Source organism: Stenotrophomonas sp. CASM101 (assembly GCF_049384845.1).
GTDB classification, from domain to species: Bacteria; Pseudomonadota; Gammaproteobacteria; order Xanthomonadales; family Xanthomonadaceae; genus Stenotrophomonas; species Stenotrophomonas hibiscicola.
In genome coordinates, this window is sequence record NZ_JBMRFR010000022.1 from 1 (window position 1) to 20,331 (window position 20,331).

Annotated in this window: 18 protein-coding genes and 1 pseudogene; 4 read left to right on the forward strand and 15 right to left on the reverse strand. The window is 68.0% G+C overall.

The window, feature by feature from the left end; translation table 11 throughout:
- Nucleotides 1-201 precede the first annotated feature (201 nt).
- Nucleotides 202-1,179 carry an isopenicillin N synthase family dioxygenase gene (locus tag VG543_RS19395; protein ID WP_050563262.1) on the reverse strand — a complete coding sequence of 326 codons (978 nt, stop codon included), beginning with the start codon at nucleotides 1,177-1,179 and terminating at the stop codon, nucleotides 202-204.
- Nucleotides 1,180-1,331: 152 nt separating this feature from the next.
- Here VG543_RS19395 and VG543_RS19400 point away from each other — a divergent pair, with 152 nt between their 5' ends.
- The 3 genes from VG543_RS19400 to VG543_RS19410 are packed head-to-tail and all read left to right on the forward strand — an operon-like array spanning nucleotide 1,332 to nucleotide 5,234.
- Nucleotides 1,332-3,218, forward strand: a complete 1,887-nt coding sequence (locus tag VG543_RS19400) for a DUF3413 domain-containing protein (RefSeq protein ID WP_423179058.1) — start codon at nucleotides 1,332-1,334, stop codon at nucleotides 3,216-3,218.
- A 20-nt stretch (nucleotides 3,219-3,238) separates the two neighbouring features.
- On the forward strand, nucleotides 3,239-4,384 hold the full coding sequence (locus VG543_RS19405) for a glycosyltransferase family 4 protein (RefSeq protein WP_058981121.1): 1,146 nt from the start codon (nucleotides 3,239-3,241) through the stop codon (nucleotides 4,382-4,384).
- Nucleotides 4,377-5,234 carry a polysaccharide deacetylase family protein gene (locus VG543_RS19410; RefSeq protein WP_021203418.1) on the forward strand — a complete coding sequence of 286 codons (858 nt, stop codon included), beginning with the start codon at nucleotides 4,377-4,379 and terminating at the stop codon, nucleotides 5,232-5,234. The genes VG543_RS19405 and VG543_RS19410 overlap by 8 nt, the downstream gene beginning before the upstream one ends.
- A gap of 79 nt (nucleotides 5,235-5,313) precedes the next feature.
- Here the strand turns inward: VG543_RS19410 and glmM are convergent, their stop codons facing one another.
- From glmM to trpB, 5 genes are all read right to left on the reverse strand, one after another.
- Entirely contained in the window at nucleotides 5,314-6,675 is a 1,362-nt protein-coding gene (gene glmM, locus VG543_RS19415; RefSeq protein WP_111102200.1) for a phosphoglucosamine mutase, read from the reverse strand.
- Nucleotides 6,675-7,550 carry an acetyl-CoA carboxylase, carboxyltransferase subunit beta gene (gene accD, locus VG543_RS19420; RefSeq protein ID WP_019660593.1) on the reverse strand — a complete coding sequence of 292 codons (876 nt, stop codon included), beginning with the start codon at nucleotides 7,548-7,550 and terminating at the stop codon, nucleotides 6,675-6,677. The genes glmM and accD overlap by 1 nt, the downstream gene beginning before the upstream one ends.
- A 214-nt stretch (nucleotides 7,551-7,764) precedes the next feature.
- Nucleotides 7,765-8,574, reverse strand: a complete 810-nt coding sequence (gene trpA, locus VG543_RS19425; protein WP_423179059.1) for a tryptophan synthase subunit alpha — start codon at nucleotides 8,572-8,574, stop codon at nucleotides 7,765-7,767.
- Nucleotide 8,575: 1 nt separating this feature from the next.
- Entirely contained in the window at nucleotides 8,576-9,265 is a 690-nt protein-coding gene (locus VG543_RS19430; RefSeq protein WP_058981118.1) for a hypothetical protein, read from the reverse strand.
- On the reverse strand, nucleotides 9,262-10,479 hold the full coding sequence (gene trpB / locus VG543_RS19435; protein WP_014647880.1) for a tryptophan synthase subunit beta: 1,218 nt from the start codon (nucleotides 10,477-10,479) through the stop codon (nucleotides 9,262-9,264). Before trpB ends, VG543_RS19430 begins: the two co-directional genes overlap by 4 nt.
- Before the next feature lie 97 nt (nucleotides 10,480-10,576).
- On the opposite strand from trpB, the gene VG543_RS19440 reads away from it, so the two are divergent.
- Entirely contained in the window at nucleotides 10,577-11,464 is an 888-nt protein-coding gene (locus VG543_RS19440; RefSeq protein ID WP_423179060.1) for a LysR family transcriptional regulator, read from the forward strand.
- A gap of 48 nt (nucleotides 11,465-11,512) precedes the next feature.
- On the opposite strand, the pseudogene VG543_RS19445 reads toward VG543_RS19440, so the two are convergent.
- From VG543_RS19445 to prmB, 9 genes and pseudogenes are all read right to left on the reverse strand, one after another.
- Nucleotides 11,513-11,941 (reverse strand): annotated as a pseudogene (locus VG543_RS19445) (peptidoglycan-binding protein); the annotation flags it as partial.
- A 68-nt stretch (nucleotides 11,942-12,009) separates the two neighbouring features.
- Nucleotides 12,010-12,666, reverse strand: coding sequence for a phosphoribosylanthranilate isomerase (locus VG543_RS19450; RefSeq protein ID WP_019660598.1), 657 nt, complete (start codon nucleotides 12,664-12,666; stop codon nucleotides 12,010-12,012).
- Nucleotides 12,663-13,433, reverse strand: coding sequence for a tRNA pseudouridine synthase A (truA, locus tag VG543_RS19455; protein ID WP_423179061.1), 771 nt, complete (start codon nucleotides 13,431-13,433; stop codon nucleotides 12,663-12,665). Before truA ends, VG543_RS19450 begins: the two co-directional genes overlap by 4 nt.
- A 32-nt stretch (nucleotides 13,434-13,465) precedes the next feature.
- A complete protein-coding gene (locus VG543_RS19460) occupies nucleotides 13,466-13,828 on the reverse strand; it encodes a VOC family protein (protein WP_279936814.1) in 363 nt (120 codons plus the stop codon).
- 26 nt (nucleotides 13,829-13,854) lie between these two features.
- The gene (locus tag VG543_RS19465) at nucleotides 13,855-15,915 is read right to left on the reverse strand and encodes a FimV/HubP family polar landmark protein (protein WP_423179062.1); all 2,061 of its coding nucleotides are present in this window, start codon (nucleotides 15,913-15,915) and stop codon (nucleotides 13,855-13,857) included.
- A gap of 130 nt (nucleotides 15,916-16,045) precedes the next feature.
- A complete protein-coding gene (locus tag VG543_RS19470) occupies nucleotides 16,046-17,074 on the reverse strand; it encodes an aspartate-semialdehyde dehydrogenase (protein ID WP_423179063.1) in 1,029 nt (342 codons plus the stop codon).
- Between the two features lie 90 nt (nucleotides 17,075-17,164).
- Nucleotides 17,165-18,202 carry a 2-hydroxyacid dehydrogenase gene (locus tag VG543_RS19475; protein WP_423179064.1) on the reverse strand — a complete coding sequence of 346 codons (1,038 nt, stop codon included), beginning with the start codon at nucleotides 18,200-18,202 and terminating at the stop codon, nucleotides 17,165-17,167.
- The gene (gene aroC, locus VG543_RS19480) at nucleotides 18,195-19,298 is read right to left on the reverse strand and encodes a chorismate synthase (RefSeq protein WP_423179066.1); all 1,104 of its coding nucleotides are present in this window, start codon (nucleotides 19,296-19,298) and stop codon (nucleotides 18,195-18,197) included. The genes VG543_RS19475 and aroC overlap by 8 nt, the downstream gene beginning before the upstream one ends.
- Nucleotides 19,295-20,224: a 50S ribosomal protein L3 N(5)-glutamine methyltransferase gene (gene prmB / locus VG543_RS19485; protein ID WP_021203410.1), complete on the reverse strand. Its 930-nt coding sequence runs from the start codon at nucleotides 20,222-20,224 to the stop codon at nucleotides 19,295-19,297. Before prmB ends, aroC begins: the two co-directional genes overlap by 4 nt.
- Nucleotides 20,225-20,331: the final 107 nt, after the last annotated feature.

A 20,331-nucleotide genomic window follows, 5' to 3' on the forward strand; every position in this document is an offset into this window, starting at 1 on the left:
GGTGTCGGATGGCGGGGTGTCCGCGGCATGGATGCCGCGGCCAAGCCCCCAGGGATGGGTCCACGGCGTCCCCGCCATCCGACACCTCCCCGCCTCCCCACGGAACACCCCAGAGCCGCTTTGGCTTTGGCTTTGGCCTCTGCGGGTGCAGGGTGCAGCCCTGCAAAGAAAAAGGCCGCCTTTCGGCGGCCTCACTTCTCTTTACTTCAGCTTGATCTCGCGCAGGCGCTCCTCGAGGAAGCCGTGGGCGGTGATCGGCTCCGGGTACCGGCTCGGGTTCTCCGGGGTGATGCACGAGGGCAGCACGTCGATCAGGAAGTCCGGGTTCGGGTGCAGGAAGAACGGCACCGAGTAGCGCGGCTGGCGCGCCAGCTCGCCCGGGGGATTGACCACGCGGTGGATGGTCGACGGATACACGTGGTTGGTCAGGCGCTGCAGCATGTCGCCGATGTTGACCACAATGGTGTCCGCGTCTGACGTGAACGGCACCCACTCGCCATCATGCGACTGCACTTCCAGGCCTGCGGCACTGGCACCGACCAGCAGGGTGATGAAGTTGATGTCGCCATGGGCACCAGCACGCACGTTCGGGATGTCGTCGGTGGTGATCGGCGGGTAATGGATCGGGCGCAGGATCGAGTTGCCGAAGTTGGTCTTGTCGGCGAAGAAGTCTGCAGGCAGGCCGATATGCAGGGCCAGCGCCGACAGGACGCGCGACCCCAGGTTGTCCAGTGCCTGGTACAGGCCGTAGCCGCGCTCACGGAAGCCCTCGACCTCGGTCGGCCACAGGTTCGGCGCCATCACATCGCGGTACTTGGAGTCGTCGGCGATCTCGCGGCCGATGTGCCAGAACTCCTTCAGGTCGAAGTGCTTGGAGCCCTTGGCGGTCTCCACCCCGAACGGGGTGTAGCCGCGGGCGCCGCCGCTGCCGGCCACGTGGTACTTGCGCTTGACCTCTTCGGGCAGGGCGAAGAAGGCCTTGAAGGCATCGTAGGCCGCATCGATGTCGGCCTGCGGAATGCCGTGGTTGCGGATGCCCGCGAATCCCCATTGGCGGTAGGCCGCGCCCAGCTCGGCCACGAAGGCCTCGCGGTCGCTGTCGAAACGGGTGATGTCGAGGGTGGGGATCTGGCTCACAGCGGTTCCTGGCTTGTCATTGGGTCTGGGGGGCCAGCGCATTCATGGCCCACCTGAACATTGTGACAGATCGCCCGGGGGACGCCACCCGATACGAAGAAACAAACAGATACAATGCGCGACCCGCGCGCGGCCCCACGATTCCGTCACCCCGGGGATCCCGCCGCCTGCATCACCCGCCGCCCCAGTCCCTCATGCGCCCTGCTGCTCCCTCTGCCGACCCCGCCCTGCCCTCCGGCCCCGCACGCCACTGGCGCCGCCTGGCCTGGTGGTCGCTGTTCGTGGCCGGCAACGCGCTGCTGGCCATGGGGATCACGCTCGGCAACGTGCCGCTGGCAGACAACCCGGGGGGCAGCGTGGGCCTGGCCTATCTGGCCGTTGCCCTGCCCGGTCACCTGCTGGCATTCGGCGCCCTCGCCGGCCTGCTGCCGCTGCTGATGGGCCTTTGGCCGCGCAGCGCACGCCCCCTGAGCCTCAGCGCCGTGCTGCTGCAGGGCCTGTGGCTGTGCCTGTTGCTGGTTGATGCAAAGGTTTTCACTCTGTATCGGTTTCACCTCAATGCCATGGTGGTGAACATGGTGTTCGGCGGTGCGCTGCAGGACCAGGTCGCGTTGTCGTGGAAGACCTGGCTGCAGGCCGGACTGCTGGTGGCCGCCATCTTCACGGCTGAAGGACTGTTGGCCTGGGCATGCTGGAAGCTGCTGCCCGCCCGGCCGCGCCGCCGCCGGGTCCTGCAGGGGTGGGCCATCGTTGCGCTGCTGATGGCCGGCGGCCAAGCCGCCACGGCCTATTACGATGCCCGCGGCGACCGTGCCGTCATCGCGCAGTGGAACTACCTGCCCTGGGCACAGCCGATCACCGCCAAGAGCTTCATGCGCAGGCTCGGGGTCATAAGCGAACAGCAGGCGGGCCTGCCCGACCCGCGCCATGCGCAGCTGCTGTATCCGCTCCAGCCCCTGCGTTGCCAGAACCCACACCGCCCCAATGTGCTGATGGTGGTGCTGGAATCGCTGCGCCAGGACGTGCTGACGCCGCAGCTGATGCCCAACACGTCGGCGCTGGCGCAGGACGCGCGCGTGTTCGATCGCCATTTCAGCACCGGCAATGCCACCCGCTACGGCCTGTTCGGCCTGCTCTACGGCCTGCCCGGCGGCTACTGGCAGAGCATGCTGGACGAACAGCGCGGCTCGCAGCTGTTCCAGGTGCTGGGCCAGCAGGGCTACGACCTGCACCTGTACGGCAGCGCGCCGTTGTACAGCCCGGAATTCGATCGCACGGCATTTGCCGATGTGCGCGACCGGCTGCACCAAGGCCCTTCCGCCATGACCCCCGACAAGCGCGACGCAGCCATCGTCGCCGCGCTGCGGAATGACATCCGCAGCAGCCAGGCGGCGCAGCACCCATGGTTCGGCTTCGTGTTCCTCGACTCCACCCACGCCGGCTACCACCTGCCCGCCAGCTACCCACCGGTAGCCACGCCGATGGCCAAGGAGATCGACTTCCTGTCCTTCGGCCCGGACCACGACCCGACGCCGGAACTCAACCGCTACCGCACTGCCGTGCACTATGCCGACAGCCTGATCGGTTCGCTGCTGGACGACCTGCGCGCGCAGGGCCTGGCCGAGGACACCATCGTGCTGGTCACCGGTGACCATGCCGAAGAGTTCAACGACCTCAAGCTGAACTACTGGGGCCACAACGGCAACTTCTCCGATTACCAGCTGCAGGTCCCGTTCGTGCTGCATTGGCCAGGCAGGGCCGCTGGCCGCGACGTCCGCACCAGCTCGCACGAAGACTGGGTACCGACGCTGATGCGCCATGCGCTGGGCTGCGAGAACGCATTGACGGACTTCAGTACCGGCCAGGACCTGCTGGCCACGCCCGCCGCCAGCGAACGTGCACTGGTGGTGGAGAGCTGGTCGCAACGCGCTGTACGCCATGGCGATGCCATCTACGTATTCGACAAGTTCGGCAACGCCACCGCGCTCGACCGGCACTACCGCCCGCTGCCGCAGCAGGCTCCGGACGCCGCAGCCATCCGCTCTGCATGGGAAGCGCTGACCCGCTTCCGCAACCGCTGATCTTCAAGGACCGATCCTGCATGAACCGTCCTCTGCGCATCCTGCATACCGAAGCCGCCAAGGGAATGGGCGGGCAGGAGATCTACATCTTCCGGCACATGCAGGTGATGCGCGCGCGTGGCCATGAGGTGTCATTGCTGTGCCAGCCCGATGCACGCCTGGCCACACTGGCACGCGAGGACGGATTCACCGTGCATACGCTGCGCATGGGTGGCCTGGCACGCCTGCTGCGCGGCATGTGGTCGGTATCGCGGCTGGTGCGCCGCGAACGCTTCGACGTGGTCAATACCACCAGCCGCCGCGATGCGCTGATCGCAGCCGCCGGTGCACGCCTGGGCGGCACGCCGCTGGTGGTGCGCTCGCGCCATCTGATGAGCCCGGTCAACTCGTTGCTGACCTATACCAAGCTTCCACACCGGGTGCTGACCGTCAGCAGCTTCGTCAAGCAACTGCTGGTCGACCGCGGCATTCCAGCCGAGCGCATTGGTATCGTGCCGCCAATCGCGGTGCCTCCACGCTGGAGTGATATCCGCAAGGCCGATCCTTGGCAGTGCCTGCAGGACGTACGCGCGGAAGTGCGTGCCGAGCTTGGCTTCGGCGAGCAGGACATCGTGGTCGGCTGCGTGGCCGTGCTGCGTGAGCCCAAAGGCCATGCCGACCTGCTGCAGGCGATGGTGCCGCTGTGCAAAGCCAACCCGGACCTGCACCTGGTGATTGTCGGTGATGGCCAGGCCGTGACGGAACGACTGCAGGCGATGTGCGCCGAGCACGGGCTGCAGCGCCAGGTCCACCTGCTCGGCTACCGCGATGGAGCCTGCAGGCTGATGGCCGGCTTCGACATCTTCGCACTGGCTTCGCACAAGGAAGCGGCCGGCACCGTATTCCTGGAAGCGGCCTACGTGGGCGTACCGATCGTCGCCACGCGGGTGGGCGGCGTGCCGGAAATGGTGATCGATGGCAGCAATGCGATTCTCACCCGTTTGGGTGACAATGCCGCCCTGACAGGTGCATTGCGCCTGCTGGTGGACGACCCGGAACGGCGACGGCAGATGGGGCGCGCTGGCTGGGAGTGGATGCACGGCGCACATCGCTTCACGCCGGACGGCCACGGTGAAGCGACCGAACACTACTACCACCAGTGGCTGAAGGAGCTGGGACATGGCTGATGCACGAACCGTTCCGGTGCTGATGCACCACCACGTCAGCCCTTCGCCGGGCATGATCACCGTGTCGCCGGAGAACTTCGAAAGCCAGATTGCGTGGCTGGCAGCCAATGGCTGGACCTCACTGACGCTGGAGCAGTACGCCGGCTTCCTGGCCGGCAAGCCGGTGCCGCGCAAGTCGATCGTCATCACCTTCGACGATGGCTATCTCGACAACTGGGTGTATGCGCACCCGATCTTGCAGAAGTACGGCATGCACGCGGTGGTGTTCGTGGTCACCGGCTGGATGGGCGAAGGCCCGGAACGTCCGCACGCCGGCATTGCCGGCGCGGCACTGCCGTCGACGCCGGACCATCGTGGCTGCGAAGCGGCGATCTACGAGCAGGACCGCAGCGACGACGTGATGATGCGCTGGAGCGAAGCACGCGCAGCCATTGCCGCCGGCACCTTCGAAGTGCATTGCCATACCCACACCCACACCCGCTGGCTGCGCCGCGACGATCTGGACCGTGCGCAGCGCCGTGCGGGCCTCAGCCGGGATCTGGCAATCTCGCGCGACGTCCTGCAGGACAAGCTCGGCGAGGTGTCCGATACGCTGTGCTGGCCCTACGGCGATTTCGACCAGGACCACATCGAGGTGGCACGCGAGCAGGGCTTCCGCTACCTGCACACCACCCACCCGTTCGGCCGCAACGTGGTCGGCGGTGATCCGGAGCGGATCTACCGCTTCGCGATCCGCAACCGCCCGGCCAGCTGGCTGCGCAAGCGCATCGCGCAGAGCTACAACCCGCTGATCGCGCCACTGTTCAATGGCTTCAAAGCGCGCCAGAAGAAGATGGTGCCGGGGCCATAAGCACCACGCCCCTGCCGGTTGAATGAAAAACGCCCCGGCTTTGCGGGGCGTTTTTCGTTGGTGCGAATGTGCACGCGCTTCAGGCAGCGGCTTCACGCACCGCTGCGGACAGGCGGTCCAGCGTGTCCTGCATCAGCGTGGCGTCATCGGCCTCGACCGTGACCCGCACCACCGGCTCGGTACCGGACGGGCGCAGGAACGCGCGGCCACGGCCGGCGACAGCCTGCTGCGCCACAGCCAGCGCGGACTGCACGCTTTCAGACTGCACCGCAGTCTTGGCCGGGACATTGCCCAGACGCACGTTCACGGTCTTCTGCGGTACCCGCACAAGGCCCTTCAGCGCCTGGCGCAGGGTCTGCCCACTGTTGCGCAGCGCGACCAGCACCTGCAGGGCGCTGACGATGCCGTCCCCCGTGGTGGCGCGGTCCAGGCACAGCAGGTGGCCGGAGGCTTCACCGCCGAGCACACCACCGCCTTCGATCAGCGCCTGGTGCACGTAGCGATCGCCGACATTGCTGCGCACGAATGGAATCTGCAGGTCGGCGAGGGCCTTCTCGATGCCATAGTTGCTCATCAGCGTGCCGACCACCGGGCCGCGCAGGCGGCCTTCGGCCTTCCAGGCACGGGCCAGGATGTACAGCAGGTCATCGCCATCGACCGGGTTGCCCTGGTCGTCGGCCATCAGCACGCGGTCGCCATCACCATCGAAGGCGATACCGAGATCGGCGCCGGTCTCGCGGACCTTGGCCGCAAGGTTGTCGATATGGGTGGAGCCCACGCCGGCGTTGATGTTGATGCCATTGGGCTCGGCGCCGATGCCGATCACCTCGGCACCCAGTTCGCGGAACAGCAGCGGCGCGATCTGGTAGGTGGCACCATGCGCGCAATCCAGCACCAGGCGCAGGCCACGCAGATCGAATGTGCGCGGCACGCTGGCCTTGCAGAATTCGATGTAGCGGCCGACCGCTTCGCGTGCACGGAATGCCTTGCCCAGCTTTTCCGATTCGGCGGTGGTGAACGGAACGTCCAGCGCCGCCTCCAGGGCCAGCTCGGTGGCATCGTCGAGCTTCTCGCCCTGGGCCGAGAAGAACTTGATGCCGTTGTCGTAATGCGGGTTGTGCGAGGCGCTGATGACGATGCCGGCGTCCACGCCCAGCGTGCGGGTCAGGAACGCCACCGCCGGGGTCGGCATCGGACCCAGCAGTTGCACGTCGGCACCGGCGGCGACCAGGCCGGCCTCCAGCGCCGCCTCGAACATGTAGCCGGAAATGCGGGTGTCCTTGCCGATCACCACGATCGGCCGGCGTCCGTCCTGGCCACGCTGGGCGAGCAGGACACGGCCCAGCGCATTGCCCAGGCGCAGCACGAAGTCGGCCGAGATCACGCCCTGCCCGACCCGGCCACGGATGCCGTCCGTGCCGAAGTACTTGCGGGCACCCATCAGGCTACCTGCGGCGCGGGCTGCCGACCCAGCATGGCGAGCAGATCGGACAGGCGGTCGCGCAGTTCGCGGCGATCGCAGATCTGGTCGATGGCACCGTGCTCCAGCAGGAACTCCGAACGCTGGAAACCTTCCGGCAGCTTCTCGCGCACGGTCTGCTCGATCACGCGCGGGCCGGCGAAGCCGATCAGTGCCTGCGGTTCGGCGATGTTGATGTCGCCCAGCATCGCGAACGACGCCGAAACGCCGCCGGTGGTCGGATGAGTCAGCACCGAGATGTACGGCAGCCCGGCTTCACGCAGCTTGCCCAGCGCAGCGGAGGTCTTGGCCATCTGCATCAGCGAGAACAGGCCTTCCTGCATGCGCGCGCCGCCACTCTGCGAGAAGCACACGTAAGGCGCACCGATCTCGACCGCGGTTTCTGCAGCCAGCGCGAAACGCTCGCCCACCACCGAGCCCATCGAGCCCCCCATGAAGGCGAAGTCGAACGACGAGGCGACCAGCGCACGGCCCTTGAGCAGGCCGCGCATGGCGATCAGCGCGTCGTATTCGCCGGTGTTCTTCTGCGCGATCTTGATGCGCTCGCTGTACTTCTTCTGATCCTTGAACTTGAGCAGGTCGGTCGGTCCCAGGCGCGCACCGATCTCGGTGGTGCTGTCGGCGTCGAACAGGGCCGCCAGGCGCGCACGCGCGCGGATCGCCATGTGGTGGCCGCACTTCGGGCAGACCTCCAGGTTCTCTTCCAGTTCCGGACGGTACAACGCGCTGCCGCAGTTGCTGCACTTTTCCCACAGGCCCTCGGGGACACTGCGCTTCTTGCTGGGGGTGTTGTCGGTGCGGATGCCGGACGGCATCAACTTGCTGAGCCAACTCATGCGGGAGGACACTTCCGTTCAGGGCGGCCCATGGGCCGCAAAGGCGGACAGTCTAGCTCCGCTTTCCCCGGCCGTGCACCCCCTTGCCAGCTACGGGGCAGCCGGAAAAACCATGCTGGGACGTACGTTTAGGTGCTGCGCGGTGCCGGCCGCTGGCCGGCGGCCCTGCACGCGGGTGGGTACGGACGATGCCGGCCAGCGGCCAGCATTACCGCTACGCGTCCAGCGCCTGCCGCAGCGGGGCGAGGAACGCCCGCGCACGCTGGGCCGCGTCTTCAGCCGAGCCCGCTTCGGCCAGCGCCGCCACCAGCGCACTTCCGACCACCACGCCATCCGCCTGGCGGGCCATGGCTGCGGCACTGCCGGCGTCCTTGATGCCGAAGCCCGCCACCACCGGCACCGAGGCGCGCGCGCGCAACGCCTGCAGGCGGGCGCTGGCGGCGTCGCTGTCCAGACGCTCGGAGGCGCCGGTCACGCCGGCAAAGCTGACGTAATAAAGGTAGCCACGGGCCAGGGCCAGCAGCTTGTCGGCACGCGCCTGGCTGGTGGTCGGCGACGCCAGCAGGACCAGCGCCAGGCCCGCTGCATCGAAGGCCTGCTGCGCTTCAACGGCTTCTTCCGGCGGAAGGTCGACCAGCAGCACCCCGTCCACGCCGGCCTGCACGGCCGCCCCGGCGAAGGCAGCGTAGCCGTGGATCTCCACCGGGTTCAGGTAGCCCATCAGCACCACTGGGGTGTGCGCATCACGCGCCCGGAACTGCGCCACCGCCTGCAGCACATAGCGGCTGCCGGCTCCCCGCGCCAGCGCGCGTTCGGAACTACGCTGGATGGTCGGGCCATCGGCCATCGGATCGGAGAACGGCACGCCCAGTTCAATCACGTCGGCACCAGCATCGACCAGCGCGTGCATGACCGGCACGGTGGCTTCCAGCGAGGGATCACCTGCGGTGATGAAGGGAATCAGCGCCTTGCGCTGCTGTTCGCGCAGGTGCTGGAAGCAAGCATCGAGTCGGGATACGGACATGTCAGGTACATCCTTCGATCAGGTCAACGGCGCCGCTGGCGCCCCAGTACATTCGGGAGATGGTGCCGTCGACGATCTCCACACGGATCGCCAGGTCGGAACCGGGGTCCTGCCAGAGCAGGCTCTCGCCGGCCTCCGCATCATCACCATAGGGTTGCGTGGAAACGCCCTTGGGCAACTGCTGGAGTGCCTGCGCGCGTGGCATGCCCAGATGAAGGCCGAACGGCCCCGGCTGCAGCACCACCTGGCCGGAATCGTCGATGGGGGCCAGGTCGAAGCGCACCACGTCGCCGTCCTGCACCATCATCGCCACGCCCTCGGGCAGCGTGCCGCGCTCGTAGTACTCGCAGCGCCCAGCGGTCGACTCGCCCAGCCCGGCCGAGTGCCACTGCGCCTCGCCCTGCAGTTCGCTGAAGGGCTGGCCGATCAGCACCTCACCGGCATGGTCCAGGGCCACCGACACCACCGCCCGGGCCGCCTGGTCCTCGCCGCCATCGCCTGCCGTGGACATCGCCGCGCCCTCGATCGGGCGATGTGCGGCCTCATCGTCGTTGCTGGCCGGTTCGCGTGCCGGGGCGATCGCCGCGGGGGCGGCCGGCGCCGGGGCAAGCACCGGTGGATCGGGCGGCGTGCAGCCGCCCATGCCGATCACCAGCACCAGCGCCCCGCCGTGGCGCAGCACGTGATTCACAGCACAAGCCCTTCGCGCGCGGCGATGGTGTGCACGTCCTTGTCGCCGCGGCCGGACAGGTTGCACAGCACGATCTGGTCACGCGGACGCTCACGCGCCAGCTTGATTGCCTGTGCCAGCGCATGGCTGGATTCCAGCGCGGGCAGGATGCCCTCGGTATGCGCCAGCAGATGGAAGGCCTGCAGCGCTTCCTCGTCGGTGATGCCGAGGTAGCGCGCGCGGCCGGTATCGGCCAGGAACGCGTGCTCCGGGCCGACGCCCGGATAGTCCAGGCCGGCCGACACCGAATGGGTCTCGATGATCTGGCCGTCATCGTCGCACAGCACGTACGTGCGGTTGCCGTGCAGCACGCCGGGGCGGCCTGCCGCGATGGAGGCGGCATGGCGACCGGTACTGATGCCATCACCGGCGGCTTCGGCGCCGACGATCTCGACCTGGCGATCGTTGAGGAAGGCGTGGAACAGGCCGATGGCATTGCTGCCGCCGCCGACGCAGGCGGTGATCGCATCGGGCAGGCGGCCGTACTCGGCCAGCATCTGCTCACGCGCTTCGCGGCCGACGATGGCATTGAAGTCGCGCACCATGCGCGGGTACGGGTCCGGTCCAGCCACGGTGCCGATGATGTAGAAGGTGTCCTGCACGTTGGTCACCCAGTCGCGCATCGCTTCGTTGAGCGCGTCCTTCAGGGTGGCCGAGCCGGAGGTGACCGGCACCACCGTCGCACCGAGCAGCTTCATGCGGTAGACGTTGATCTTCTGCCGCTCGATGTCGGTGGCGCCCATGTAGACCACGCATTCCAGGCCCAGACGCGCGGCAACGGTGGCACTGGCCACGCCATGCTGGCCGGCACCGGTCTCAGCGATGATGCGCTTCTTGCCCATGCGTGCGGCCAGCAGTGCCTGGCCGATGGTGTTGTTGATCTTGTGCGCACCGGTGTGGTTCAGGTCCTCGCGCTTGAGCAGGATCTGCGCGCCGCCGACGTGATCGCTCAGGCGCTGGGCGTGATAGATCGGGCTCGGCCGGCCCACGTAGTGCGCCAGGTCGCGGTCATAGGCCGCCTGGAACGCGGGGTCCTGGCGGGCCTGGTCATAGGCCTGGGCCAGTTCCTGCAGCGGGCCGACCAGGGTTTCGGCAACGAAGCTGCCACCGTAGCGGCCGAAGTGGCCCTGGGCATCCGGGAAGGCGTGGTAGTCGGCAATGGGGGAGGCAGACATGGATACGACCGGTGGTTCAGACAGGTGGATACTCTAGCGCACGGGTCAAGACCGGAAAAATGGATATTATCTGGCACATATCGTCAGGAAATCTCACGTGATCCGCTCCCTGCTGCCTCCCCTCAATGCGCTGCGCGCGTTCGAAGCCACTGCCCGCCTTGGCGGCGTCGGGCGCGCCGCACAGGACCTGCACGTCACCCACGGCGCGGTCAGCCGGCAACTGAAGCTGCTGGAGGATCACCTCGGCCTGGCGCTGTTCCAGCGTGCCGGTCGCGGCCTGCGCCTGACCGCTGCGGGCACGCGCCTGCAGGCAGCGTGCAGCGAGGCCTTCGCCGGGATCGAAGGCTGCGTGCGCGAGCTGCGGCGGCCCGCGGCCTCCCCAGCACTGGTACTGGGCTGCAGCGGCAGCGTACTGGCACGCTGGATGATTCCGCGCCTGCCCGTGCTGCAGGCCGCCCTGCCCGGCGTGCGCCTGCAGTGGTCGGCGCTGGACGGCAGTTTCACCGAAGCGCAGGCGGCGCTGGACGCCGTGCTGTTGCTGGCGCAGGGACCGTGGCCACGCGGCTGGCAGGTCCGCGAGCTGGCACCGGAACGGGTCGGTGTGGTGGTGGCCCCGTCACATCCGGCGGCGCAGCGCCTGCGGCAGGCACCGCCCTCGGCACTGCTGCAGGAAACCGTGCTGCACACCACGTCACGTCCGCAGGCTTGGCCCGCCTGGGCGCAGGCACACCGCCTGGACCCGTCAAAGCTGCAGCTGGGCACCGCTTTCGAACATCTCTATTACCTGCTGGAAGCAGCCGTGGCCGGGCTGGGCCCGGCAATCGCGCCCGAGCCGCTGGTGGCCGAAGATCTGGCAGCAGGCCGGCTGGTCGCACCGTGGGGGTTTGCGGCCACCGGCGGCTTCTGGGTGCTGGCGCGGCCGGATGGCCCGGCCGATGCACGGGTAGACGCCCTGGCCGACTGGGCAGCAGCGCAACTGCGATGAGACGAGGCCCCGGGCGGCATCCACCTCCCGGAGCCGGCAATGCAGGCCTCAGCGACCGCCCATCGCGACCCGCTGCTGCTCCTCATGCACCTGCTGCTGGTGCGACGGATCTGCCAGCAGCTTGGCACTGGTCTGCTCCAGCGACGGCAGCGCCTGGGCCAGATCGACAGCGGTGCGGAAGCCCGGCGTCGTGCCCATCACGAACGGCTTGCCATCCTGCACCGTGATGCTCTGCAGCTTGTGGGCCGCGTCGATACCGTTCTGCTTTGCATGCAGGGTGATATTGGCCGCAGCCTCTTCGGAAAACACGCTGGGAAGCTTGCTGCGGCCAGCGTTGTGCAGTGCGTGGTCCGGATGCGATGCATCGTTGAGCGACGGCCCTTTGGGCACAGCCGCTGCGGGTTCATGACCCTGCACACGCCCCGCCGCCAGTGCGGCAGCGGTGTGGCGACCGACGATGCCGTCGGCGGACAGTCCCTGGTTGAGGGTCTGCTGCAAGGCTCACCGTCGACGATGACATCCGGGCGCCCCTCAGGTGACGCGGATCACTCCAGGACGGTGCAATCGGCGCGCCGCACTTCCTCGACGAAGGTGCGCATCTTGTAACCGTCCTTGATGCCCGGCTCCAGTTCGATACCGCTGGAGACGTCCACGCCCCACGGCAGCGTCGCCAGCACGGCGTCGTAGACGTTTTCCGGGTTCAGGCCACCGGCCAGCAGGAACGGCCGATGCAATCCGGTCGGGACGCGGCCCCAGTCGAACGCCACGCCGGTGCCGCCACCGCCACCCGGCGCGTGGCTGTCGAACAGGAAGCCGGCAGCGCTGGGATAGCGCAGTTGCAGGGTGCGGGCATTGACCTCTTCGCGCCCCCCCATGGCGATCGCCTTCAGGTACGGCATGTTGAAGCTGCGGCAGAAGCTCTCGTCCTCCTCGCCATGGAACTGCAGCAGCGTCGGTCGTACCGTGCGCAGCACCTCGCGCACTTCTTCCTTGCTGTTGTTGCGGAACAGCGCAACCACGTCGACCATCGGCGCGATTGCCTGGCGCATCGCGCGCGCCTCGGCAGGCGCGACCCGGCGGCTGCTCTCGCGGGCAAAGATGAAACCCACTGCGTCCACGCCCAGCTCACCGGCCAGACGGACATCGCCGGCGCGGGTCATTCCACAGAACTTGATGCGTGTACGGTAGTAGGAACGGCTCATAGCGTGACCTCGGCGGGCAGATGCCAGTTGTCGGGGTACAGGGGCCCAAGGAACACCAGGCCCTGCGGCGGTGCGGTGGGACCAGCTACGGTGCGGTCGCGCCCAGCCAGCAGTTCGGCGATCCATTCCACCGGTTTTTCGCCGCTGCCCACCAGGATCAACGATCCGACGATATTGCGGACCATGTGATGAAGAAATGCATTGCCACGCACTGCGACTTCGATCACTTCGCCCTGGCGGCTGACCTGCAATGACTGCAGCTCACGCCGGGCATGCAGCGCCTGGCACTGCACCGAACGGAACGCGCTGAAATCGTTCTCGCCGAGCAGGGCCTGGCCGGCGGCGTGCATCAGGGTCTCGTCCAGCGCGCGGCGCTCCCAGCTCAGGGTCTGCCGGTCCAGCGCGGGCCGCACCTCGCGGTTGAGCAGCCGATAGCGGTAGCGGCGCGCACGTGCCGAGAAGCGCGCATGAAAATCATCGGCCACCGGCACGCACCAGCGCACCGCGATCGAACGCGGCAGGCGGGTGGTGGTGCCGAGCATCCAGGCGCGCGGGTCACGCACCACGTCAGTGTCGAAATGCACGACCTGGCACTGGCCGTGCACACCGGCATCGGTGCGGCCGGCGCAGACCACCTGCAGCGGCGCATCCGCCACCGATGACAAGGCCTGCTCGAGGCTGGCCTGCACGCTGGGACCACCCTGGCCCAGGTTCTGCCAGCCCCTGAAATCGCTGCCGTCGTACTCGACGCCAAGCGCATAACGCATGTGCTACCTCGATGTTGCGGGTGGGGCGGCGCTCAGGCCGGATCGCGTTCGGACCAGACCGCCAGTTCGTTGCCACCGGGCTCGACGAACTGGAAGCGGCTGCCACCGGGGAAGGAAAACACCGGGCGTACGATCTGGCCGCCGGCGTCGCGCACGGCCGCCTCGACCGGAGCCAGATCGTCGGCATACAGCACCAGCAGCGGTGCACCGCTGTCGCCGGCCCGCTGCGGCTGGCCACGGAAGAAGCCGCCCTGCAGGCGGCCATCGTCGAAAGCCGTGTAGTCGCTGCCGTAGTCGACGAATGACCAGCCGAACACCGTTTCGAAAAAGACACGGCTGGCGGCCGGGTCGCTGGAGGCGAATTCAACGTAGTCGATACGGCGCTCGCGGCTCATGGCAGGGTCCTTGTCGGCGGGTTCGGTCACGGCAGGCGGGCGAGCAGTTCGCGGGCCTGCGCCTGGCTGTGCAGGTCACCGCCCTCGGCCACTTCCAGCAACAAGGTGCGCGCCGTCTGCGCGTCACCCAGATCGAGGTAGGCAATGGCCAGTTCCAGGCGCTCCTGGCCGGCACGTGGCGACCAGCCCGCGTCATCGGCAGGCGCGGGGGCGCTCGACGCGGTGTCGTCGGAATGAGCAGCCTCGGTGCTGCCACGGTCGATGCCGTCGATGGCTTCGGGACCTGGGGCATCCGCCGGAGACGGGTTCTCATGCGCGTCGGCCGGCAGATCGAACACACCGCGGAACTGCGGCTGCCGTTCGGCATGCAGTGCGTAGTCGGGCACCACCACTTCGGCCGGCACCTGCGGTACAACGCGATCGTCCTGCAGCGGCTCGGCCGGGACCACCTCGTCGCCGGTGGTTGCGGGATCGTCCCAGCGCGGCAGATCGGTCACCGCTTCGGGCAATGCCACCGCGTCCTGGTCGCGCAGCGTGTCGGCCTCCTGGTCGGCCCGCACCGCGTGCTCAGCGGTGGGTTCGGCGACCACCACGTCGTGCACTTCGGTTCCGGTCGCCCACGCAGGCATCGCCGGTTCCTGGCGGCCGTTGCCGGCATCAGGCGACGACCACGAGGACTGCTCGGCCAGCGCATCCAGCGCGGCACCTGCCGGCACCGCTGCGGCCAGGCCGGCGGCATCGTCTTCCTCACGCAGCGGCGGCAACGGCGACGGCTTGCGACGACGCAGCAGCCAGGCCGCCCCCGCCACCAGCAGCAGTACCGGCAGCCCCAGCCAGTACCACGGTGTCGCCGCATCACGGGCACCCGGCGCCTGCGCCAGGCGCTGCTGCGCAGCGGCCAGGTCGTTGTCCTTCATCGCGATCAGCGACTGCTGCTGTTCCTTCAGCTTCTCCAGATCGGCCACGCGCTGCTTCAGCTCGCCGATCTCGGCATCGCGGGTGGCGATGTCCTCACGCGCCTGGCGCAGTTGTTCGTTGCCCAGCATGTCACCCTCGCTGCCGGCAGCTGTGCCGGTGGTTGTGCCCGCGTGCGCGGCGTCTGACGCCAGCGCCGGAGCGATCTCAAGCCGTGGCCCGTTGGCCGCAGCCGGGGAAGAAGCGTTCGTGGCTGCCGCCCTGGCAACCGGTGCGAGCATGCCCGCCGGTTGCGGCACGGTACGCGCCTGACGCCATTGCGCGGCGTGCTCGCGCACCAGCGTCGCCGCTTCGGCGGCGTCGACCGCCGCAAGCGCATCGCTGCCCGGCATGCGCAGCACCGCGCCCTGCTTGAGCAGGTTGACGTTGCCACGGATGAAGGCTTCGGGATTGGCACGCAGCAGGGCGATCATCGCGCGGTCGCGACTGACCTGGTTGCCACGCGCCACCACCCTGGCGATCTGCGACAGGGTCTGACCGCGCTGTACGGTGACGCTGCCATCGGCCGCCGGTGCAGCGACCGGCGCGGAGGCCGCACGCGGGCGTGCTGCTGCAGCCGCCACCGCAGGTGGCGGCGCAGCGGGCGCCTCTGCGGCTGGCGCCGTTGCCAAAGCCGGTGCAGGTTCGCGCACGATCGTATTGGAGAGCGTGCCTGCCGGCGCGACGATTTCCGGCTCGGCCACGGCCAGCGCACTGGGCGGCGCATCGACCAGCGCCGAGTACTCGCGCACCAGGCGGCCCTGGCCCCAGTCGGCTTCGATCAGGAAGCTCAGCGACGGCGTCTCCACCGGTGCCTGCGAGGTCACCCGCACCACCGCTCTGCCCTGCGTGTCGCGGGTCAGCTCGAACTGCAGTTCGCTGACCAGTCCGGTCGGCCGCTGCAGGCCGACACGCTCGAAAGTGACCGGCGAGGCCAAGGCCACCCGCAGGTTTTCCAGCTCGGACGGATCGGCCGAAACGACCGGGATTTCTGCCAGCAGGGGCTGGCCCGGCCTGGACAGGACGCGGATGTCGCCCAACCCCAGGGCGAGCGCCGAACTGCTGGCCAAGGCGAGCAGCGCTGCGGACAGATAGGTGAGCGGGCGCTTTGCGCCCCTGGCCCGTTTATTCATGGGCGACACTATAAAGCGTGCGGACCAAGGTCCGCACCCATGTAGAGCCGAGCCCATGCTCGGCTGCATGGCCTGAGCCGAGCGTGGGCTCGGCTCTACAGGAAAGGCCGAGCATTGCCCGGCCTCTCCATCAACGCTGCTCGGCGGCAACCAGCTCGGCCAGCTGTACGGCATTCAGGGCTGCGCCCTTGCGCACGTTGTCCGACACGATCCACAGGTTCAGGCCACGCGGGTGCGAGAGGTCCTCGCGGATGCGGCCGACGTACACCGCGTCGGTGCCTGAGGCGTGGGTGACCGGGGTCGGGTAACCACCGGCCTCGTGGCGATCCACCACTTCGATGCCCGGCGACTGCTCCAGCAGCGCGCGCGCTTCGGCGACCGTGACCTTGTCTCGGGTCTCGATCGCCACCGACTCGGAGTGGCCGTAGAACACCGGCACGCGCACCGCGGTCGGGTTCACCAGGATGCTGTCATCGCCGAGGATCTTGCGGGTCTCCCAGATCAGCTTCATTTCTTCCTTGGTGAAGCCGTTGTCCTGGAAGTCATCGATGTGCGGGATCAGGTTGAAGGCGATCTGCACCGGGAAACGCTGCGGATCGATCTCCTGGAAGCTGAGCAGCTGGCCGGTCTGCTTGCCCAGTTCCTCCATCGCCGAGCGGCCGCCGCCGGACACCGACTGGTAGGTGGAGACGTTGATGCGCTCGATGCCGTACTTGCGGTGCAGCGGTGCCAGCGCCACCAGCATCTGCATGGTCGAGCAGTTCGGGTTGGCGATGATGCCGCGCGGACGGTTGGCGACCTGTTCCGGGTTGACCTCGGACACCACCAGCGGCACGTCATCGTCGTAACGGAAGGCCGAGGAGTTGTCGATCACCACCGCGCCTGCTGCGGCGAACTTCGGTGCGTATTCCTTGGACACGCTGCCACCGGCCGAGAACAGGGCGATCTCGACGCCGGTGGGATCGAAGGTGGCCAGGTCCTGCACCTTGACCTTCTGGCCGTTGAATTCGATCTCGCCGCCGGCCGAACGCTCGGAGGCGAGAACGCTCAGGGTGCCGATCGGGAAATCACGCTCGGCCAGGATCGACAACATGGTCTCGCCGACGGCGCCGGTGGCACCGACGACGGCGACGTGGAAACTGCGCTGTGCATTGCTCATGGGGGAACTCTCACGAAAACGGGAATGGGGAAAAACACGCACGACAGCTGGGTTCGGGGAACCTCCTCAAGCGGGGCGCGCGGAGGTTCCCTATCGTTTCCCGGTTTTTTTGCCCAGCGTCACGCGCGCGGCCATCGCCGCATCAGCGTTGATCGCGCTCGGCATGCGCGACGGGCCGCCGTCCAGGCCGAGCCCAGCAACCAAGTTATCCACGGCCAGCTGTACCATCGCCGTGCGCGTGGCCAGCGAGGCGCTGCCGATATGCGGAGTGAGCACGACGTTGCGCAGCGCCAGCAGTTCCGGGCGTACCGTTGGCTCGCCTTCGTACACATCCAGGCCCGCCGCAGCCAGGCGACCGTTGGCCAGCGCGTCGGCCAGCGCGATCTCATCGACCAGGCCACCGCGGGCGATATTCACCAGCGTCGCCGACGGCTTCATCTTCGCCAGTGCGGCGGCATCGATCAGATGATGCGAGGCCGGCGTGTACGGCAGCACCAGCAGCAGGTGGTCGGACTGTGCCAGCAGCGCATCCAGATCCACATAGGTCGCGCCCAATTCCGCCTCGGTCGCCGCCGGCAGCTGCGAACGGTTGTGGTACAGCACCTTCATGCCGAAACCGTGCGCGCCGCGACGGGCGATGCTCTGGCCGATGCGGCCCATGCCAAGGATGCCCAACGTGCTGCCGTGGATATCGGCACCGAGCATGGTCTGGAACGACCACTGCTGCCACTGCCCTTCGCGCAGCCAGCGCTCGGACTCGGTAATGCGGCGCGCGGTGGCCATCAGCAGGGCGAAACCGAGATCGGCGGTGGTTTCGGTCAGGACGTCCGGCGTGTTGCTGGCCAGGATGCCGGCCGCGCTGAGCGCGTCCACATCCAGGTTGTTGTAGCCCACCCCGACATTGGCGATCACCTGCAGCTGCGCGGCGCCGGCCACCTGGGCCGCGCCGATGCGCTCGTTGAGCGTGATGATCGCGCCGTCGGCGCTGGCCAGTTGTTCGGCGATCTGGTCCGGCGCCCAGGCGGTGACGGTGTCGGTGCTGCGCAGCTGCACGCGATCGCGCAGCGGCGCGATGGCCGCATCGATCAGCGGCTGGCTCACCCACACGGTCGGCCGCGTATCAGCCATCGATCTGCCCGGGAATGCGCGGGGTGACCGTGCCGACATCGCCACACTGCGCGCGATGGCGCAGCGCCTGGTCCATCAGCACCATCGCCATCATCGCCTCGGCGATCGGGGTGGCACGGATGCCGACGCAGGGGTCGTGGCGGCCCGTGGTGACCACTTCGACCACATTGCCGGCCGTATCCAGCGACGGGCCCGGCAGGCGCAGGCTGGAGGTCGGCTTCAACGCGATCGACGCGACCACCGGCTGGCCGGTGGAAATGCCACCAAGGATGCCGCCGGCGTGGTTGCTGACGAAGCCCTGCGGGGTCAGCAGGTCACGGTGTTCGGTGCCCTTCTGTGCAGCGCTGGCAAAACCGTCACCGATCTCCACGCCCTTCACCGCGTTGATGCTCATCAGCGCGGCAGCCAGTTCGCCATCGAGCTTGCCGTAGATCGGCTCGCCCCAGCCCGGCGGCACGTTGTCGGCCACCACGTCCACGCGCGCACCGACCGAATCACCGGACTTGCGCAGCGCATCCATGTACGCCTCCAGTTCGGGCACCTGTGCGGCGTGCGGCCAGAAGAACGGATTGTCTTCCACCGCCGACCAGTCGAAACCGACCGGGGTGATGTCGCCCAGCTGCGACAGGTAGCCGCGCACGGTCACGCCGAAGCGCTCGGCCAGCCACTTCTTGGCGACCACCCCGGCGGCTACGCGCATGGTGGTTTCGCGCGCCGAGGAACGGCCGCCACCGCGCGGGTCACGGATGCCGTACTTGTGCCAGTAGCTGTAGTCGGCATGGCCCGGCCGGAACTGCTGGCCGATGTTGGCGTAGTCCTTGCTGCGCTGGTCGGTGTTGCGGATCAGCAGCGCGATCGGGGTGCCGGTGGTCAGGCCCTCGTACACGCCAGAGAGGATCTCGACCTCGTCGGTCTCGCGCCGCGCGGAAGTGTGCCGGCTCTTGCCGGTGGCACGGCGCTGCAGGTCGTGGGCGAATTCGGCCGCGTCCAGCGCCAGCCCCGGAGGGCAGCCATCGATCACGCAGCCGATGGCCGGCCCGTGCGACTCGCCGAACGTGGTGACGGTGAACAGCTTGCCGAACGAATTGGAGCTCACGGGCGCTGCGCCGCCAGTTCGGTGATGCGTGCGCTGTGGGCGATCAGCTCGCGGCATTCGACCGCGAAGATACCCATCTGGCCGACCTTGAACTCGATCCAGGAAAAATCGACTTCCGGCAGCAGCTTGATCAGGTGCTGCTCGGATTCGCCCACTTCGCAGATCAGCAGGCCGTCCTCGCTCAGGTGCAGCGGCGCGTCACGCAGGATCTTCAGCACCAGGTCCAGGCCGTCGTCGCCGGCACGCAGGCCCATCTCCGGCTCGTAGGAGTATTCCTGCGGCAGGGCGTCGGTCTCGTCGTTGGTGACGTACGGGGGGTTGGTGACGATCAGGTCGTAGTGGCGGCCGGTCAGGCCGTTGAACAGGTCCGACTTGATCAGGGTGACGTTGTGCGCCTGCAGGCGTTCCTTGTTTTCCTCGGCCAGCGACAGTGCTTCGTCACTGAGGTCGACGCCATCCACTTCCCAGTTCGGGTAGTAGTGGCCCATGGCGATGGCGATGCAGCCCGAACCGGTGCACAGGTCCAGCGCACGGCTGACATCGCGGCCGGCGAGCCACGGCTCGAAGCCGCATTCGATCAGTTCGGCGATCGGCGAACGCGGCACCAGCGCGCGCTTGTCGCTCTTGAAGCTCAGGCCGGCGAACCAGGCCTCACCGGTCAGGTAGGCGGCCGGGATGCGTTCATCGATTCGACGCTGGAACAGTTCCAGCACGCGCAGCTTTTCGGCCTGCAGCAGGCGCGCCTGGCCATAGGCCGGGCCCAGATCGTGCGGCAGGTGCAGGCTGTGCAGCACCAGCTGGGTGGCCTCGTCCAGCGCATTGTCGTAGCTGTGACCGAAGGTCAGCCCGGCTTCGTTGAAACGGCTGGTGCCGTAGCGGATCAGATCGATGATCGTGTGGAGTTCGGCGGCCGTTTCAGCGGTCATGGCGGTACTGCGGGCAAAGTGGGCCCCGATTATAGGGGCTGGCGCCCGCGGCAGCATCCGTTGCGGCGGAAACGATCCGGCCTCACCCGGTATGATGGAGCCCACTT

Coding starts and splice junctions, on each gene's coding strand:
- VG543_RS19395 (WP_050563262.1), bottom strand. CDS start 1,179: ATGCGCTGGCCCCCCAGACCCAATGACAAGCCAGGAACCGCTGTGAGC.
- VG543_RS19400 (WP_423179058.1), top strand. CDS start 1,332: ATGCGCCCTGCTGCTCCCTCTGCCGACCCCGCCCTGCCCTCCGGCCCC.
- VG543_RS19405 (WP_058981121.1), top strand. CDS start 3,239: ATGAACCGTCCTCTGCGCATCCTGCATACCGAAGCCGCCAAGGGAATG.
- VG543_RS19410 (WP_021203418.1), top strand. CDS start 4,377: ATGGCTGATGCACGAACCGTTCCGGTGCTGATGCACCACCACGTCAGC.
- glmM (WP_111102200.1), bottom strand. CDS start 6,675: ATGGGTGCCCGCAAGTACTTCGGCACGGACGGCATCCGTGGCCGGGTC.
- accD (WP_019660593.1), bottom strand. CDS start 7,550: ATGAGTTGGCTCAGCAAGTTGATGCCGTCCGGCATCCGCACCGACAAC.
- trpA (WP_423179059.1), bottom strand. CDS start 8,574: ATGTCCGTATCCCGACTCGATGCTTGCTTCCAGCACCTGCGCGAACAG.
- trpB (WP_014647880.1), bottom strand. CDS start 10,479: ATGTCTGCCTCCCCCATTGCCGACTACCACGCCTTCCCGGATGCCCAG.
- VG543_RS19450 (WP_019660598.1), bottom strand. CDS start 12,666: ATGAGCCGTTCCTACTACCGTACACGCATCAAGTTCTGTGGAATGACC.
- truA (WP_423179061.1), bottom strand. CDS start 13,433: ATGCGTTATGCGCTTGGCGTCGAGTACGACGGCAGCGATTTCAGGGGC.
- VG543_RS19460 (WP_279936814.1), bottom strand. CDS start 13,828: ATGAGCCGCGAGCGCCGTATCGACTACGTTGAATTCGCCTCCAGCGAC.
- VG543_RS19465 (WP_423179062.1), bottom strand. CDS start 15,915: ATGAATAAACGGGCCAGGGGCGCAAAGCGCCCGCTCACCTATCTGTCC.
- VG543_RS19470 (WP_423179063.1), bottom strand. CDS start 17,074: ATGAGCAATGCACAGCGCAGTTTCCACGTCGCCGTCGTCGGTGCCACC.
- VG543_RS19475 (WP_423179064.1), bottom strand. CDS start 18,202: ATGGCTGATACGCGGCCGACCGTGTGGGTGAGCCAGCCGCTGATCGAT.
- prmB (WP_021203410.1), bottom strand. CDS start 20,224: ATGACCGCTGAAACGGCCGCCGAACTCCACACGATCATCGATCTGATC.